Below are 16,740 nucleotides of genomic sequence, written 5' to 3'. Positions count from 1 at the left end.
GCGGCGCTTCGCCGACCGGCGTCCCCCGACTTGGGCTCGGGCCGGAAGCCGCCCCCCGGCCTTCGCGAAGCCCGGGTTCGGGTCAGAACCCGCCCCCGAAGTCCCCGCCGCCGCCGAAGTCTCCGCCGCCGCCGAAGTCCCCTCCTCCGAAACCGCCTCCGTAATCACCGGTGTCGAAGTCCGCGCCGGAGACGTCGCCGCCCTCGTAGCCGCCGAAGTCGCCGTAGCCGGAGCCGTAGTCGGCCGCGTAGGCGGGGGCGGCCATCATGCTGCCGAGCATGGTGCCGACGAGGAGGCCGGGCAGCAGGCCGCCGCCGAAGTAGCCGCCGGCCCACGGGCCGTACGCCGGTCCGGCCTCCCAGTAGGGGCGGCGGCCGTGGTCGGTGTCGACCTCGCGGATCACCGGGTCGCGGCCCTCGGCGAGACGCCGCTCGTCGGCCGCGCAGACCGGGACCTCGCGGGCGGCGCCGGCCGGGGGCGTCCAGGCGGCGTCGGTGACCGAGGGGCCGTGGCGCGGGTCGAAGAAACAGGGCGGGCGGCGCTCCGGCAGCGCGCCGCCCTCGCGGCGGGCCGCGAGCCGTGCCAGCGAGAACCGGCCGTCCTCCACGGCCTGGGTGACGGCCCGGACGTCCTCCGGTTTCACCGCGGCCGCCATCAGGGACTTCGCCTGCTCGTAGCAGTCCAGGGCACGCTCGTAGTCGGTGCGCATCGCGTCGTCGGCACCGGGCTCGCCGGGGTGGAAGTCGAGGCGGTCGAGTTCCTCGCCGAACGCGGTGATGTCCTCGTCGACGACCACCCGCAGCTTCTCCAGCGCGGCCCGCTGCTCCTCCTCGTGGCGGCGCCGGTTGCGGCGGACCAGGGCGTAGGCGCCCGCGCCGCCGGCCGCGGCCAGGGCACCGATCGTGACCAGGCCGCCGACGGGCACGTCGGTGCCCGAGCCGTCGCTCCAGCTGCTCGGCGCCGAACCGCCCACGTTACGCAGGGCGTCGTCGACGAAGTCGTTCAGCTGGGCCTTGGTGTCACCCGCGTCCTGCACGGCCGTGACCAGGTTGGACACCGCCTGCCGGCTCATCACGGAGCTGTCGGCGCGGGCGTCGAACCGGTCCCCGAGGTGGATGCCGTACAGACCGGTCACGCCGGTCTCGGTGCGGAGGTTCCGGAAGAGGTCCTGCGTGGGGTAACCGGCCGGGAGGACCGCGACGAAGACGGGTTTGTCCGCGTCCTTGATCTTGTCGGCGAGCGCCTCCGCGTCCGACGCCGCCAGTTGCCCGGAGGCGGCCGGATCGACGTAGACGGGGTTCTCGCGCAGTTCCTGGGCGACCTCGGAGAGGTCGGTGGCCGCGTGCGCGCCCGGCGCACCGGCCAGCAGCACCGCCAGTACGGCGGCAACCGGCACGATCAGCAGACGTACGACGGTACGCACCAGTGCGGCCTTCATATGTTCGAAGCTACCCGAATCCACACAGAAAGGGTTATCCGTAGAGGCAGGGATTTGTGGACGCGGCTGCGCCTAGGATGCCTCTGGCCATCCAGGAAGGGCGGTAACAGGGCATGTTCGGAAGACGCAGGGCCGCGGACATGACGGTGTCCGAACTGACCGAGCTGGACCGGTCGCGTACGCGGGCCGATCTGCTGTGGGAGCTGTTCCGGCATGCCGAGGCGGAGGTGACGTCGGCGATCGGCTGGTATCTGGCGCGGCGCCGGGGACCTTCCCTGTGGTCGCGTTCGCTGCGGGCGCTCGCCACGCTGCTGGGCATCGTCGGCACGATCACGCCGCTGGTGCACGCCGCCTCGCCCACGGCCGTGCAGCCCGAGTGGGGCTTCGTTTTCCTGGCCGGCGGGGCGGGCTGCGTGCTCTTCGACCGGATCTTCGGGTTCTCGGCGTCCTGGACCCGGTACATCCGCGCGGAGATGGCGTTGCAGCAGATCCTCAAGAAGGCTCAGTCCGACTGGGCACAGGCGTTCCTGAGGACCACCGACTCCCCCAGCGACAAGGAGCAGGCCGCCCTGCTCGGGGTGATCGAGCGGCTGCGGACCGACGCGCAGCGGATCATCGAGGACGAGGGCACGGCGTGGGTCGGCTATCTGGCCGACGGCGTCGAGGAGCTGACCCGCTCCACCGGCAGCGCCACCGGCCAGCGCTCCCACACGGCGGGCCTCTTCCGCCTCGACCGGGCCCCCGGCCGCGACCGGGGCGGCGAGGTCCCGGTACCGCGGTCCCGGGACACGGCGATGTGACACGCGCCCCGGCCCGGCCGGGCTGCGCCTACTGCACGGGAGTGACCCCCGCGCGCAGCAGCCCGTAGGTGTACGCGTCCTCCAGTGCCTGCCAGCTCGCGGCGATGACGTTGTCGGCGACGCCGACCGTCGACCACTCGCCCGTGCCGTCGGACGTGGAGATCAGCACGCGGGTCGTGGAGTTGGTGCCGTGCTTGCCCTCCAGGATGCGGACCTTGTAGTCCACGAGTTCCAGCTTGGCGAGCTGGGGATAGATCTTCTCCAGGCCCACGCGCAGGGACCGGTCCAGGGCGTTGACCGGGCCGTTGCCCTCGGCCGTGGCGACGATGCGCTCGCCCTTGGCCCACAGTTTGACCGTGGCCTCGTTGGCGTGGGAGCCGTCGGGCCGGTCCTCGACGATGGCGCGCCAGGACTCGACCTCGAAGTACCGCAGCGGCTTGCCCTGGACCTCGGTGCGCAGGAGGATCTCGAAGCTGGCGTCGGCGGCCTCGTAGGTGTAGCCCTCGAGTTCGCGTTCCTTGACCCGCTCGACGACCCGGCCGACCAGCTCCCGGTCGCCGCCGAGGTCGACGCCGAGTTCCTTGCCCTTGAGCTCGATGGAGGCACGCCCGGCCATGTCGGAGACCAGCATCCGCATGGTGTTGCCGACCTGCTCGGGGTCGATGTGCTGGTACAGGTCCGGGTCGACCTTGATGGCCGAGGCGTGCAGGCCGGCCTTGTGGGCGAAGGCGGAGAGGCCGACGTAGGGCTGGTGCGTGGAGGGAGTGAGGTTGACGACCTCGGCGATGGCGTGCGAGATGCGGGTCATCTCGCGCAGGTGTCCCTCGGGCAGGACCTTCTTGCCGTACTTCAGCTCCAGGGCCGCCACGACCGGGAACAGGTTGGCGTTGCCGACGCGCTCGCCGTAGCCGTTGGCCGTGCACTGGACGTGTGTGGCGCCGGCGTCGACGGCGGCCAGGGTGTTGGCGACCGCACAGCCCGTGTCGTCCTGGGCGTGGATGCCGAGGCGGGCGCCGGTGTCGGCGAGGACCGTGGAGACGACGGCCTGGATCTGGGCCGGGAGCATGCCGCCGTTGGTGTCGCACAGGACGACGACGTCCGCGCCGGCCTGCGACGCCGTACGGACGACCGCCTTGGCGTACTCGGGGTTGGCGCGGTAGCCGTCGAAGAAGTGCTCGCAGTCGATGAAGACCCGGCGGCCCTGCTCCTTGAGGAAGGACACGGTGTCGTGGACCATTGCCAGGTTCTCGTCCAGGGTGGTGCGCAGGGCGAGCTCGACATGGCGGTCGTGCGACTTGGCGACCAGCGTGATCACCGGCGCGCCGGACTCCAGGAGTGCCCTGACCTGTGGGTCCTGGGCGGCGGTGGTGCCGGCGCGGCGGGTGGAGCCGAAGGCGACGAGCTGGGCGTGGCGGAAGTCGATCTCCTGCTGGGCGCGGGCGAAGAACTCGGTGTCCCGCGGGTTCGCGCCCGGCCAGCCGCCCTCGATGAAGCCCACGCCGAAGTCGTCCAGGTGCCGCGCGATGGCCAGCTTGTCCGCGACCGTGAGGTTGATGCCCTCCCGCTGGGCGCCGTCGCGCAGGGTGGTGTCGAAGACGTGGAACGAATCGTCGAGCTCGCTGGTTTCGGTCATGGTGTCAAGGCTCCTGAGGATGGGATCTCGGTCATACCGGAATGACCGGCTCCACCGCCCTCACATGGTCCCTCGCGCTCTCGCCTCCGGCTGTGGGTGGGCCAGAAATGCGAAAAACCTCTCGCGGGTGCGAGAGGTCTGCGCGCGGGTCGAGGACGACGGTGTCCGCCCGTACCTGGTCGTACGTGGCGGTCACTGCGGACCGGCGCGCCTGCTGCCAATAATCATGGCGAACGAGAGCACGGGGGCAGTCTGGCACAACCCCCGCGCTCCACTCACCGCCGTCTCAGGATGCGGTCGGTCACTTCAGCCGGCGGACGTAGACGTGCGAGGTGTCGTATGTGTCGCCGGGCACGAGGTCGGCCGATGAGCTGCTGAAGGCGACGGTGCGGCCGTCGCGGTCGATCACCGGGGCGGACACGCTCCGGTCGTTCGGGCCGCCCCGGGCGTCCGGGCTGGCGAGGACGGTGCGCCCGGTGCGCAGGTCGCGGACGTAGGCGCGGGTCGCGTGGTCCGGGTCGCCCGGGTCGGCCGAGGCGAAGGCCAGGTACCGGTTGTCGGCGCTGAGCCGCGGATAGGCGGTGAAGGCGGCCGGGTCGGCGGCGTCGATCCGGCGCAGCTCGCCCGTGTTCAGGTCGCGGACGAAGACGTTGTGCCCCTGGTTGGTGTCGCCCGGGGTGAGCTGCGAGTCGAGCGAGTTGAAGACCGCGTACCGGCCGTCCACGCTGACCTGCGGGAACTCGGTCTGCCCGTCGGAGGTCCGGCCGTCCGGGGCCTGGTCGGCCCGGATCAGCCCGCCGCTCGGGACGTCCCGGACGTATGCGTCGCTCCAGTCGCCCGATGCGGGGTGCGGGACGAAGAACCGGTAGCCGACGCGCTTGCCGTCGGCACTGATGGACGGGTGGGTGGCGGCGGTCTTGCGGTCACCGGCGGCGGGCACCTGGCTGATGCGGACGGCCTTGCCGCTGGTGCGGTCGACGCGGTAGACGCGCCCCCAGCGGTCCTCGCCCTCGCCGAGGCCGGACTGCTGGGCGACGAAGGCGACGTAGCGGCCGTCGGCGCTGATGGCGGGCTGCCGGCCGCTGTCGTAACCGGTGTCGACGGTGTCCTTGATGCGCTGCACGGCGCCGGTGGTGAGGTCCTCGACCCAGATGTGGCTCAGGCCGTCGCCCGCAGCGGTGGCACTGAAGGCCAGGTACCGGCCGTCGCCGCTCAGGGCGACGTCCTCGACGGAGCCGTCCACCGAACCGCCGGCCGGCCGAGTCGTGCCGGTTTTCAGATCGCGGACGAAGGCGTCGGCGGTGCCGTCGGTGTCCCCGGCGACGAGGTTGTCGGCGCTGGAGACGAAGGCCAGGTGGCGGCCGTCGGCGCTCAGGCTCGGCTCGCCGGAGGGGCCGTTGCCGTCGGTGCCGTCCGGGGCGACGCTCGCCTTCTCGGTCCGCGGTGCCGTGGTCGCGGCGGTCGCGGGCAGAGCGGCGGCGGTGCCGAGCGTGACGGCCAGGGCCACGCCGAGCGCGACGGACGTGGCCCTCTTGGTGCTGATCATGTACTGGTTCCCCCTGTGTTCCCCGTGGACGCTGCTCCCCCGGCCCCGCGCCGAGGGCTCCCCCGAGCCAACATCACCACGGACCGGAGGGTCAATCCGTCATATTGAGTACAACCCGGGCGGGCGTTCAGGTGTCCGCGAGGAGGCCGTCGGCGAGGAACTCGTGCACATGGCGGAGGATCTGCGCCCGGTCGGTGCCGCGCAGGCCGATCGCCACATGGATGGAGAAGCCGTCCAGCAGGGCCCGCAGGCGGGCGGCGAAGCGGTCCGGGTCGACGCGCCGGAACTCGCCCCGCGAGATGCCCTCGGCGAGCAGCGCGACCAGGTCGCGGTGCCAGGCGCCCTCGATCGCCGCCTGCCGGTCGCGGGCGTCGGCGTCGGCGTCGGCGTTCTGCGAGCGGTTCCAGACCTCCAGCCACAGCGACCAGTGCGGGTCGCGGTGGCCGTCGGGGACGTACAGGTCGACGTAGGCGTCGAGGCGTTCGCGGGCGGGCGCGGTCCGGGTCAGCAAGCGCCCCCGCTCGCCCCCGAGCCGGCCCTCGCTCCACTCCAGGGTGCGCAGCAGCAGCTCGTCCTTGGAGCCGAAGTAGTAGAGCAGGTGGCCGCTGCTCATGCCGACCTCGCGCCCGAGCGCGGCCATGGTGAGCTTCTCCAGGCCGCGCTCGGCGATCATCTCCATGGCGGCGGCGAGCACGTCCTCGCGGGGCGGGGCCTGCCTTCGCCCACCGGCCATCTGCGCTCCTAGGTCCTCGGCTGCTGCTGGGTGATGCAGTGGATGCCTCCACCGCCCGCGAAGATCGTACGGGCGTCCACCAGCGTCACGGTCCGCTCGGGGAACAGCCGGCGGAAGATGCCGGCGGCGATCTCGTCGCGCGGGTCGTCGAAGCCGCACAGCACCACGCCGCCATTGCAGAGGTAGTGGTTGATGTAGGAGTAGTCGGCCCAGTGGCCGTCGGCCTCCAGGACGGTCGGGGCGGGGACCTCGACGACCTCCAGGCGCCGGCCGCGCGCGTCCGTCCGGGCCTTCAGCAGGCCGATGACCTCCCGGGTCACCTCGTGGTCGGGGTGGGCGGGGTCCGGCTGCGAGTGGGCCACGACGACGCCCGGGCGGGCGAAGGCCGCGACGATGTCGACGTGGCCGAGGGTGCCGAAGCCGGGGTGGGGGTACCCCCTGCTCGAGCGAAGCCGAGAGCTCGGGGGAGGATAGTCGCCGGTCAGACCGCGGGGCAGCCAGATGGCCTTGCGGGTGCCGAGCTGGGCGTGGATCTCGGCCTCGACCTGCTCGCGGGCCCAGCCCGGGTTGCGCTCCGGACCGAGCTGGACGGTCTCGGTCAGCAGGACCGTGCCCTCGCCGTCGACATGGATCGCCCCGCCCTCGTTGACGAGGTCCGAGGCGTACGTGCGTGCCCCGGCGAGGTCCGCGACGTGTCCGGCGACCTTCGCGTCGTGCTCCCAGCGGGCCCACTCCTGGGCGCCCCAGCCGTTGAACGTCCAGTCGACGGCGCCCAGTTCGCCCTTTCCGTTGGTGAGGAAGGTCGGGCCGATGTCGCGCATCCAGGCGTCGTCGAGGTCCCGCTCGACGGTGTCGATGCCCTCGCCCAGCAGGGCCCGTGCCTCGCCCGACTGTCCCGGCCCGCACACCACCGTCACCGGTTCGAAGCGGCGCACCGCCCGGGCGACCTGGGCCCACGCGACCCGGGCGGCGGCCAGCTCGCCGGGGTCGTCGAAGGTCTGGTTGGGGCCGGGCCAGGCCATCCAGGTCCGCTCGTGCGGAACCCATTCGGCGGGCATGCGGAAGCCGTCGGCGGCTGCGGACATGGTTGATCCTCAGAGGAAGTAGAGACGGTTGAGGGGGACGGACTCGGCGGGTTCGGAGCGCAGCGGCTCGCCGTCGAGGGTGACCAGGCCGGTGCGCTGGTCGACGTCGACGGCTCCGGTACGGGAGTTGAGGCGCAGGTCGGCCGGGCCGATGCCGCGGGTTCCGCGCACGGCGACCCTGCGGCGGCGGGTCGGCATGGTGTCGTGCCCCTGGTCGAGCGCGGCCCGCGCGACGAACGCCACCGAGATGTCGGCCGGTGTCGCCCCGTACGCGCCGAACTGCGGCCCCAGGACGAGGGGTTCGCAGGTGTCGGTCGCCGCGTTCGGGTCGCCGGTCACGCCGTACGCCGGGAAGCCGGCCTTGAGTACGAGCTGCGGCTTGGCGCCGAAGTACTCGGGCCGCCACAGCACGATGTCGGCGAGCTTGCCGTTCTCGATCGACCCGACCTCGTGCGCGAGCCCGTGCGCGAGGGCCGGGTTGATGGTCAGCTTCGCCATGTAGCGCAGGACGCGCTCGTTGTCGTGCTCGTCGTCCGGGGCGCCGGACTGGGCCTTCATCTTCCCGGCCATGGCGAACGTACGGCGGACCGTCTCGCCCGCGCGTCCCATGCCCTGCGCGTCCGACGAGGTGATGCCGATGGCGCCCAGGTCGTGCAGGACGTCCTCGGCGCCCATGGTTCCGGCCCGGATGCGGTCCCGGGCCATGGCGGCGTCGCCGGGCAGGTCGGTCTTCAGGTCGTGGACCGAGACGATCATGCCGTAGTGCTCGGCGACGGCGTCCCGGCCGAAGGGCAGGGTCGGGTTGGTGGAGGAGCCGATGACGTTCGGCACGCCCGCCATCTTCAGGACGTTGGGGACGTGCCCGCCGCCGCAGCCCTCGATGTGGAAGGCGTGGATGGTCCGGCCCTCCAGCACCCGCAGGGTGTCCTCGACGGAGAGGCACTCGTTCAACCCGTCGCTGTGCAGGGCGACCTGGACGTCGTGCTCCTCGGCGACGCGCAGTGCCGTGTCCAGCGCCCGCGTGTGGGCGCCCATGTCCTCGTGCACCTTGAAGCCGGACGCGCCGCCCTCGGCGAGGGCCTCGACCAGGGGAGCCGTGCGGGACGACGAACCCCGGCCGAGGAAGCCGATGTTGACCGGCCAGGCGTCGAACGCGTTGAACGCGTGCCGCAGCGCCCAGGGCGAGTTGACGCCGACGCCCCACACCGGGCCGAACTCCTGCCCGATGATCGTGGTCACGCCGGAGGCGAGCGAGGCCTCCATGACGCGCGGCGACAGCAGGTGGACGTGGGTGTCGACGGCCCCGGCGGTGGCGATGAGGCCCTCGCCGGAGACGATCGAGGTGCCCGTGCCGACGACGACGTCGACCCCGTCGAGGGTGTCGGGGTTGCCGGCCCGCCCGATCGAGCGGATCCGGCCCTCGCGGATGCCGATGGAGACCTTCCGGATGCCCTGCACGGCGTCGATCACCACGACGTTGCTGACCACGACGTCACAGGTCTCCCGGACCGCGGCGGCCTTCAGGTGCAGTCCGTCGCGGGCGGTCTTGCCGAACCCGGCGAGGAACTCGTCGCCGTGCCGCTGGGAGTCGGACTCGACGCGAACGGTCAGCCCCGAGTCTCCGAGACGGATGCGGTCGCCGGCGCGGGGCCCGTGCGTGGCGGCGTACTCGTGCGGGGTGAGGCGGCGGGCCTCGGCGGGGTGACCTCCCGGACGGCTCATCGTTTCGCCTCCTGCCGCCCGGACGGGTCCGGTACACCGAGGTAGCCGCAGGCGGCGGCCCGCCGCAACGCCTCCTCGCGGGCGCCGGGGGCGTCCAGGGGCCCGTCCACCAGCCCGGCGAACCCGATCGCGATCCGCTCGCCACCGATCGGTACCAGCCCGACCTCGGCGCTCTGTCCCGGGCCGAACCGCACGGACGACCCCGCGGGCACGGCGAGTCGCATGCCGTAGGCCCGCCCGCGGTCGAAGTCGAGCCGCGGGTTGGCCTCGAAGAAGTGGAAGTGGGAGGTCACCGAGACGGGCACCGCGGCGGTGTTCGTGACCACGAGTCGTTCGGCCGGCCCGGGGCCGGGCTGCTCCGGCCCGGGCAGCAGCGCGCCCGGGGCGTCCGGGCCGGAGCCGCCGCCGATGGGGCCGGAGACGACCGCGAGCCGCGAGCCGTCGTCGAAGACGGCCTCCACGTGCACCTCGGTGACGACGTCGGCGACACCGGGCAGCACGTCGTCCGGGCCGAGCACCGCGCGCGCACGCTCGATCGCCTCGGCGAGCCGCGCGCCGTCCCGGGCGGCCTCGCACACGGTGTCCGCGATGAGAGCGGTCGCCTCCGGCACGTTCAGCCGCAGACCGCGCGCCCTGCGGGCCCGGGCCAGCTCGGCGGCGGAGAAGAGCAGCAGCCGGTCACGCTCGGTGGGGGTCAGTCTCACGCCTGGGCACCTCCTTGCCATCCACGGTTAGAGCATCACTCTAACCGCAGGATTCCGCAAACCACCGGCAACCGTCGTACAGTCGGCCAGGCCGGTTCGAGTGCCGCTCCAATACAACGCGGCCCCGGGCTCGACTTCAGTCGAGCCCGGGGCCGCGGAGGGGACCTCTGCTTCTTGTCCGACCGGATCGGACGGTGGGTGGGCACAGGCCCGGGGGTCCGGGCACAGGCCCGGGGGTGCGGGGCTACTCAGCCCAGACGGTGCATCCAACCGTGCGCGTCCGGGGCCGTACCCCGCTGAACATCGAGCAGCGCCTGGCGGAGCCGAAGCGTGACCTCGCCCGGCTCTCCCCCGCTCTGCTTCCACTCCGTCCCGGCCCGCTTCACCGTACCGACCGGAGTGATCACCGCGGCCGTACCGCAGGCGAACACCTCGGTCAGCGACCCGTTCTCCGAGTCCCGCTGCCACTGGTCGACCGAGACCCGGCCTTCCTCCGCCTCGTATCCGAGGTCACGGGCGACGGCGAGCAGGGAGTCGCGCGTGACCCCCTCCAGGATCGAACCGGTGAGGGACGGCGTGACGATCTTGTTCCCGTACACGAAGTACAGGTTCATACCGCCGAGCTCCTCGACCCACGTGTGCTCGACCGCGTCGAGGTAGCAGACCTGGTCGCAGCCCTTCGTCGCGGCCTCGGCCTGCGCGAGCAGGGACGCCGCGTAGTTGCCGCCCGTCTTCGCGTCACCCATGCCGCCGGGGACGGCACGGACGCGGTCCTCGGAGACCCAGATGGAGACCGGCTTGACGCCGCCCGGGAAATACGCGCCGGCCGGGGAGGCGATGACCAGGAACAGGTACTCGTTGGCCGGCTTCACACCCAGTCCGACCTCGGTGGCGATCATGAACGGGCGCAGGTAGAGGGACTCCTCGCCGCCGTGCGCCGGAACCCACGCCTTGTCCTGCTTCACCAGGGCGTCGCACGCCTCGATGAACGTCTCGACCGGCAGCTCGGGCATGGCGAGCCGGCGCGCGGAGCGCTGGAACCGCTCGGCGTTCTTCTCGGGGCGGAAGGTGGCGACGGACCCGTCGGGCTGGCGGTAGGCCTTCAGCCCCTCGAAGATCTCCTGCGCGTAGTGCAGGACCGTGGTGGCGGGGTCCAGGGAGATCGGCGCGTACGGCACGAGCTGACCGTCGTGCCAGCCGCGGCCCTCCGTCCACTTGATCGTCACCATGTGGTCGGTGAAGTGGCGGCCGAACCCGGGGTTGGCCAGGATCCCCTCGCGTTCCGCGACGGAGAGCGGGTTGGCGGAGGGCTTGAGCTCGATCGTGGGCGTCGTCATGGGTTGATGTCCTTCACCGGTTGTAGTGACGGGCCGCGCTCGGTACTGCTCTGATGGTGACCAGTGCTAGGACGTCCGAGCATTCCCTCATTCCGCGGCCTCGCGTTCGATTATCGCCCGGGGGCGGCGGCGGAAGGAACGGGGTGAATGCGGCCCGGTGGTCGATGGTGGCACCCGGCGGGAACATGCGGAAGCCGCCGGGTGCGGATGCGACCCGGCGGCTTGCGGAAAAGCAGCGGCGGGTCAGCCGGCTACGCGTACGGCGAGCGCGTCGCCGATCTCCGAGGTGGAGCGGGCGGGCTTGCCGGTGCGCTCGCCGAGGTCGGCGGCGACCGCCTCGTCGATGCGGGCGGCCTCGGCCTCGTAGCCGAGGTGGCGCAGGAGCAGGGCGACGGACAGCACGGTGGCGGTCGGGTCGGCCTTGCCCTGGCCGGCGATGTCCGGGGCCGAGCCGTGCACGGGCTCGAACATCGAGGGGAAGTCGCCGGCCGGGTTGATGTTCCCGCTCGCGGCGACGCCGATGCCGCCGGAGACGGCCGCGGCGAGGTCGGTGACGATGTCGCCGAAGAGGTTGTCGGTGACGATCACGTCGAAGCGCTCGGGCTGCGTGACGAGGTAGATCGTCGCCGCGTCCACGTGCATGTACTCGGTGGTGACCTCGGGGAACTCCTCGGCCACCTTGTTGAAGACGTTCGTCCACAGGTGACCCGCGAAGGTCAGCACGTTGTTCTTGTGGATCAGCGCCAGCTTCTTGCGGGGGCGGGCCTGGGCACGGGCGAAGGCGTCGCGGACCACGCGCTCGACACCGAAGGCCGTGTTCACGGAGACCTCGGTGGCGACCTCGTGCTCGGTGCCCTTGCGGATGGTGCCGCCGTTGCCGGTGTACGGGCCCTCGGTGCCCTCGCGGACCACGACGAAGTCGATCTGCGGCTCGCCGGCGAGCGGGGTGGCGACACCCGGCAGGAGCTTCGACGGGCGCAGGTTGACGTGGTGGTCGAAGGCGAAGCGGAGCTTGAGCAGGAAGCCGCGCTCCAGGACGCCGGACGGCACGGACGGGTCGCCGATCGCGCCGAGCAGGATGGCGTCGTGCCGCTTCAGGGCGTCGAGGTCGGCGTCGGTGAGGGTTTCACCGGTGGCGTGGTAGCGCCGGGCGCCGAAGTCGTACTCCTCGGTCTCCAGCTTCACATCCTGCGGAAGGACGGCGGAGAGGACCTTCAGACCTTCGGCCACGACCTCCTGGCCGATGCCGTCACCGGGGATCACTGCGAGATTGAGGCTGCGAGACATGCGGGCACCCTACTCCTCGTCCCATGGGATGACATTCGTTGTCCGTGATGCGGACAGTGGAAGGGCACCCGCCCGGGGGACGGCACGCGCCCGCCGGGTGCCGTTCACCCGTAAGTGGTGCGGCCGTTGGCCTCTGCTGGGAAATTCACTGGACATGGAGATCCCCCACTTCGGCATCCCGCCCGAGCTCGCCGGCCGGATGAGCATGGCGGAGCAGCACGAGTACCTGCGGACCCGGCTGTCGCGGCGGCGCACCCTGGTGACCGCGGGCGCGGTGGCGAGCGGGCTGCTGACCGGCTGCTCGGGCTCCGGCTCCCGTTCCGGGCAGAGCGGCACCACGGCGGCCGGGAGCCCGTCGCCCAGCACGTCGAGGGCCCCCGGCTCCCTCATCACGCCCTTCGGCCGCCATCTCGCCTTCGGCGCCGACCCGAAGACGCAGATGCGGATCTCCTGGCAGGTGCCGCTCGCGGTGCGCAAGCCCTACGTACGGGTGGGCCTGCGCCCCGACGACCTCGGCCGCAAGGTCGAGGCGGAACTGCGCGACCTGCACACCCCGGAGCTGAAGGACGTACGGGCGGCGGTCGAGCAGTACTACCTGCACGCCGCGCTGGACGGTCTGCGCCCGGACACGACGTACTACTACGGCGTCGGCCACGAGGGCTTCGATCCGGCCTCCCCGCGGCACCGTGCGACCGTCACGTCGTTCCGCACGGCGCCCGCGAGCCCGCCGGAGCGGTTCGTGTTCACCGCGTTCGGCGACCAGGGCGTCGGTGCGGAGGCGGCCCTGAACGACCGTACGCTGCTGCGCCGCGAGCCCTCCTTCCATCTGCACGCCGGCGACATCTGCTACGCCGACCCCACGGGCAAGGGCAGGGAGTCGGACGTCTTCGACGCGAGCCAGTGGGACCGGTTCCTGAAGCAGACCGAGCCGGTGGCCAGGTCGGTGCCGTGGATGGTGACGACCGGCAACCACGACATGGAGGCCTGGTACTCACCCGACGGCTACGGCGGCCAGCTCGCCCGGTTCTCGCTGCCGGACAGCGGCTTCGACGCGCGCACGGCACCGGGCGTGTACGCCTTCACGTACGGCAACGTCGGCGTGGTCGCGCTGGACGCGAACGACGTGTCGTACGAGATCCCCGCCAACTTCGGCTACACGGAGGGGAGGCAGACGAAGTGGCTGGACAGGAAGCTCGGCGAGCTGCGGTCGTCCGAGGACGTCGACTTCATCGTCGTCTTCTTCCACCACTGCGCGTACTCGACGTCCACGCACGCCTCGGACGGCGGGGTGCGCGCCGAGTGGCTGCCGTTGTTCGCCCGGCACGAGGTGGACCTGGTGATCAACGGGCACAACCACGTCTACGAGCGGACGGATGCCGTCCGGGGCGGCGAGGTGGGCCGGCCGGTGCCGGTCGGCGGCACGACGGATCCGCGGCGGGACGGGATCGTGTACGTCACCGCGGGCGGCGGCGGCAAGGAGCTGTACGGCTTCCCCGACGGCGTGAAGGAGAGCTACGAGGGGAACACCGCCGACCACGAGCCGGTCAGCACGTTCCGGTGGACCAAGTCACAGGACACCAAGGCGGAGAAGGCGCAGTGGTCGCGGGTGCGCTACCGCGGCTTCTCGTTCCTCTCGGTGGAGGCGGAGAGCGGCGCCAGGCCGAGGCTGAAGGTGTCTGCGCTGGCGTCGAGCGGTGCGCGGATCGACCATTTCGAGGTGCGGCGCGGGGCGTGAGGCCCCGCGCCGCACCTCGTCGGGCGGCTCCCGGTCCGGATGCGGCTCAGTGGCCGCTGGATCCGCCGTTGTCCCTGCGGTCGAGGGCACGCTGGAGCGCGGCGGCGGCGTTCTTGCGGTCTGATTCGGTCGTGCGGGAGACGTGACGGACTCGGCGGCGGACGGTCGTCTCGGCCATGGGAATCGACTCCTTCGACAGGCACGGAGTGCACAGGGAGGGTTACGAGACGCCGGAAGGGGCGGAGAGCAGCGGTGCCGCAGGGGTTGCCTGCACGGGGCCCGGCTCACGACCGCCATTCGCTTGGTCGAGCGAGACGTTCGGCTCCTACAAAGCTAAGGGAGCGCGGAGCGTCTGTCTCCACAATTACTCGGACTTCCTACTATCTGAGACGGTGGACTGGGTCACACTGCTGTGACCTGCGGTGATCTCTAGAGCACATCGCCGTCCCGCCAGTCGAAGAGAAGTTCCTGCCCGGGGTCGAGGGAGCCGGCCGGGGCGGCACGGACGTAGGTGCTGCCCTCCTCGTCCGGCAGGCGGACGATGCCGTCCCGCGGGCTGAGGGCATGCACCTGACCGGTCCACGGCTCCCAGCCGCGCGAGGTGTAGAGCCGGGCCCCGTCGTCGCTCGCGGAGAGGGCGCCGAGGTCGTAGGCGCGGTCGACGACGCGTTCCAGTTCCGCCATGACCAGCCCGCCGAGGCCGGTGCGGCGCGCGTCGGCACGGACCGCGACGTTCTCGACGTACCCGGTGCGCAGCCACCGGCCGCGGTGCCGCACCCGGCGCATCACGACCGCGCCGTGCGCGGCGAGCCCCGAGTCGTCGTGGACGAGGGCGTGCATGCCGCCGAGGCCGTGGTCCCAGTCGTCGTCACCGAAGTCGCCGTCGAACGCGGCGTCCAGGAGACCGCGCACGGCCTCGAGTTCGGCGGGAGCGAGGTCGGCGGTGTGGGCGGTGCGCACTCGGGTGGTCATCGGACCAGTCTTCCCCCGGACATGCCGACGGGCCAGGCGCATACGTGACCTGGCCCGTCGGTGCGGCTGGAGGTCAGCCCATGTGCGGGTACGTGTAGTCCGTCGGCGGGACCAGCGTCTCCTTGATGGCGCGGGTCAGGGTCCAGCGCATCAGGTTCTGCGGGGCGCCGGCCTTGTCGTTGGTGCCGGAGGCGCGGCCGCCGCCGAAGGGCTGCTGGCCGACGACGGCGCCGGTCGACTTGTCGTTGATGTAGAAGTTGCCGGCGGCATAGCGCAGCTTGTCCGCCGTGTAGGCCGCCGCCGCGCGGTCGTTCGCGATGACCGAGCCGGTGAGCGCGTAGTCGGAGACGGACTCCATCTGCGTCAGCATCTCGTCGTACTTGTCGTCCTCGTAGACGTGTACGGCGATGATCGGGCCGAAGTACTCGGTGCGGAAGACCTCGTTCTCCGGGTCGGTGCACTCGATGACGGTCGGGCGGACGAACCAGCCCACGGAGTCGTCGTAGGTGCCGCCCGCGACGATCGTGCAGGAGGCGTCCTCCTTGGCGCGGTCGATGGCGGCCTTGTTCTTGGCGAAGGCACGCTCGTCGATGACGGCGCCGATGAAGTTCGACAGGTCGGTGACATCGCCCATCTTGATGCCGTCGACCTCGGCGGCGAGCTCCTCCTTGAAACCGGAGTTCCAGATCGAGGCGGGGATGTACGCCCGGGAGGTGGCGCTGCACTTCTGGCCCTGGAACTCGAAGGCACCCCGGGTGAACGCCGTCTTCAGGATCGCCGGGTCGGCCGACGGGTGGGCGACCAGGAAGTCCTTGCCGCCGGTCTCGCCGACGAGGCGGGGGTAGGTGCGGTACTTCTCGATGTTGTTGCCGACCGTCTTCCACAGGTACTGGAAGGTGGGGGTCGAGCCGGTGAAGTGGATGCCCGCGAGGTCACGGTGCTCCAGGGCGACCTTCGAGACCTCGATGCCGTCACCGGTGACGAGGTTGATGACGCCCTTGGGCAGACCGGCCTCCTCCAGCAGCTGCATGAGCAGCACGGCGGCGTGGGTCTGCGTCGGGGACGGCTTCCAGACGACGACGTTGCCCATCAGGGCGGGGGCCGTCGGCAGGTTGCCCGCGATGGCGGTGAAGTTGAAGGGCGTGACCGCGTAGACGAAGCCCTCCAGCGGGCGGTGGTCCAGACGGTTCCACACGCCCGGGGCGTTGGCCGGCGGCTGCTCGGCCAGCAGGTTGCGCGCGTAGGAGACGTTGAAGCGCCAGAAGTCGATCAGCTCACAGGGCGTGTCGATCTCGGCCTGCTGGGCGGTCTTGGACTGGCCGAGCATGGTCGAGGCGGCGAGCGTCTCGCGCCACGGGCCGGACAGCAGCTCGGCGGCGCGCAGGATGATCGCCGCGCGGTCGTCGAAGGACAGGGCACGCCATGCGGGCGCGGCGGCCAGGGCCGCGTCGATCGCGTCCTGGGCGTCCGCCTGCGTGGCGTTGCGGTACGTGCCGAGCACGGCCTGGTGGTTGTGCGGCTGGACGACCTGGAAGGCCTCGCCGCCGCCCATCCGCTTCTCGCCACCGATGGTGCAGGGCAGGTCGACGGGGTTGTCGGCCAGCTCCTTCAGCCGCGCCTCCAGCCGGGCCCGCTCGGGCGAGCCGGGGGCGTAGCCGTGCACCGGCTCGTTGACGGGGGTGGGGACCTGGGTCACAGCGTCCATGGGTTCCGTAACTCCTTACTGAGCGGTGGTTCGGTCTCAGCCC

Annotated in this window: 14 protein-coding genes; 2 read left to right on the top strand and 12 right to left on the bottom strand. The window is 71.7% G+C overall.

The window, feature by feature from the left end; genetic code table 11:
• Positions 1-82 precede the first annotated feature (82 nt).
• Positions 83-1,438 carry a hypothetical protein gene (locus IO24_RS0122300; protein ID WP_031138043.1) on the bottom strand — a complete coding sequence of 452 codons (1,356 nt, stop codon included), beginning with the start codon at positions 1,436-1,438 and terminating at the stop codon, positions 83-85.
• Between the two features lie 140 nt (positions 1,439-1,578).
• On the opposite strand from IO24_RS0122300, the gene IO24_RS42160 reads away from it, so the two are divergent.
• Positions 1,579-2,238 (top strand): SLATT domain-containing protein, encoded by a 660-nt coding sequence (locus tag IO24_RS42160; protein ID WP_157851282.1) that lies wholly within the window; start codon positions 1,579-1,581, stop codon positions 2,236-2,238.
• A 28-nt stretch (positions 2,239-2,266) separates the two neighbouring features.
• Here the strand turns inward: IO24_RS42160 and cimA are convergent, their stop codons facing one another.
• From cimA to IO24_RS0122255, 8 genes are all read right to left on the bottom strand, one after another.
• Positions 2,267-3,871, bottom strand: a complete 1,605-nt coding sequence (gene cimA / locus IO24_RS0122290; RefSeq protein ID WP_031138040.1) for a citramalate synthase — start codon at positions 3,869-3,871, stop codon at positions 2,267-2,269.
• A gap of 301 nt (positions 3,872-4,172) precedes the next feature.
• Positions 4,173-5,417 carry a TolB-like translocation protein gene (locus IO24_RS0122285; protein ID WP_031138038.1) on the bottom strand — a complete coding sequence of 415 codons (1,245 nt, stop codon included), beginning with the start codon at positions 5,415-5,417 and terminating at the stop codon, positions 4,173-4,175.
• Positions 5,418-5,544: 127 nt separating this feature from the next.
• Positions 5,545-6,150, bottom strand: coding sequence for a TetR/AcrR family transcriptional regulator (locus tag IO24_RS0122280; RefSeq protein ID WP_031138035.1), 606 nt, complete (start codon positions 6,148-6,150; stop codon positions 5,545-5,547).
• An 8-nt stretch (positions 6,151-6,158) separates the two neighbouring features.
• A complete protein-coding gene (locus tag IO24_RS0122275) occupies positions 6,159-7,235 on the bottom strand; it encodes an agmatine deiminase family protein (protein ID WP_031138033.1) in 1,077 nt (358 codons plus the stop codon).
• A 9-nt stretch (positions 7,236-7,244) separates the two neighbouring features.
• On the bottom strand, positions 7,245-8,957 hold the full coding sequence (locus IO24_RS0122270; protein WP_031138031.1) for an urease subunit alpha: 1,713 nt from the start codon (positions 8,955-8,957) through the stop codon (positions 7,245-7,247).
• On the bottom strand, positions 8,954-9,661 hold the full coding sequence (gene ureA, locus IO24_RS0122265; RefSeq protein WP_031138029.1) for an urease subunit gamma: 708 nt from the start codon (positions 9,659-9,661) through the stop codon (positions 8,954-8,956). Before ureA ends, IO24_RS0122270 begins: the two co-directional genes overlap by 4 nt.
• Positions 9,662-9,909: 248 nt before the next feature.
• Positions 9,910-10,998, bottom strand: coding sequence for a branched-chain amino acid aminotransferase (locus tag IO24_RS0122260; protein WP_031138027.1), 1,089 nt, complete (start codon positions 10,996-10,998; stop codon positions 9,910-9,912).
• 243 nt (positions 10,999-11,241) lie between these two features.
• Complete coding sequence (locus IO24_RS0122255; protein WP_031138025.1) at positions 11,242-12,285, bottom strand: 3-isopropylmalate dehydrogenase; 1,044 nt, start codon at positions 12,283-12,285, stop codon at positions 11,242-11,244.
• A 154-nt stretch (positions 12,286-12,439) separates the two neighbouring features.
• Between IO24_RS0122255 and IO24_RS0122250 the strand changes: the two genes are divergently transcribed.
• On the top strand, positions 12,440-14,020 hold the full coding sequence (locus IO24_RS0122250) for a purple acid phosphatase family protein (RefSeq protein WP_031138023.1): 1,581 nt from the start codon (positions 12,440-12,442) through the stop codon (positions 14,018-14,020).
• 46 nt (positions 14,021-14,066) lie between these two features.
• On the opposite strand, the gene IO24_RS47210 is transcribed toward IO24_RS0122250, so the two are convergent.
• From IO24_RS47210 to pruA, 3 genes are all read right to left on the bottom strand, one after another.
• Positions 14,067-14,198 (bottom strand): hypothetical protein, encoded by a 132-nt coding sequence (locus IO24_RS47210; protein WP_104781486.1) that lies wholly within the window; start codon positions 14,196-14,198, stop codon positions 14,067-14,069.
• Positions 14,199-14,449: 251 nt separating this feature from the next.
• Positions 14,450-14,992 carry a GNAT family N-acetyltransferase gene (locus tag IO24_RS0122240; protein WP_031138021.1) on the bottom strand — a complete coding sequence of 181 codons (543 nt, stop codon included), beginning with the start codon at positions 14,990-14,992 and terminating at the stop codon, positions 14,450-14,452.
• A gap of 73 nt (positions 14,993-15,065) precedes the next feature.
• Positions 15,066-16,697, bottom strand: a complete 1,632-nt coding sequence (gene pruA, locus IO24_RS0122235; RefSeq protein ID WP_031138019.1) for an L-glutamate gamma-semialdehyde dehydrogenase — start codon at positions 16,695-16,697, stop codon at positions 15,066-15,068.
• Between the last annotated feature and the right edge of the window lie 43 nt (positions 16,698-16,740).

This window comes from Streptomyces flavovariabilis (assembly GCF_000725785.1).
GTDB lineage: Bacteria > Actinomycetota > Actinomycetes > Streptomycetales > Streptomycetaceae > Streptomyces > Streptomyces hawaiiensis.
This window is presented reverse-complemented; position numbering and strand designations above follow the sequence as displayed.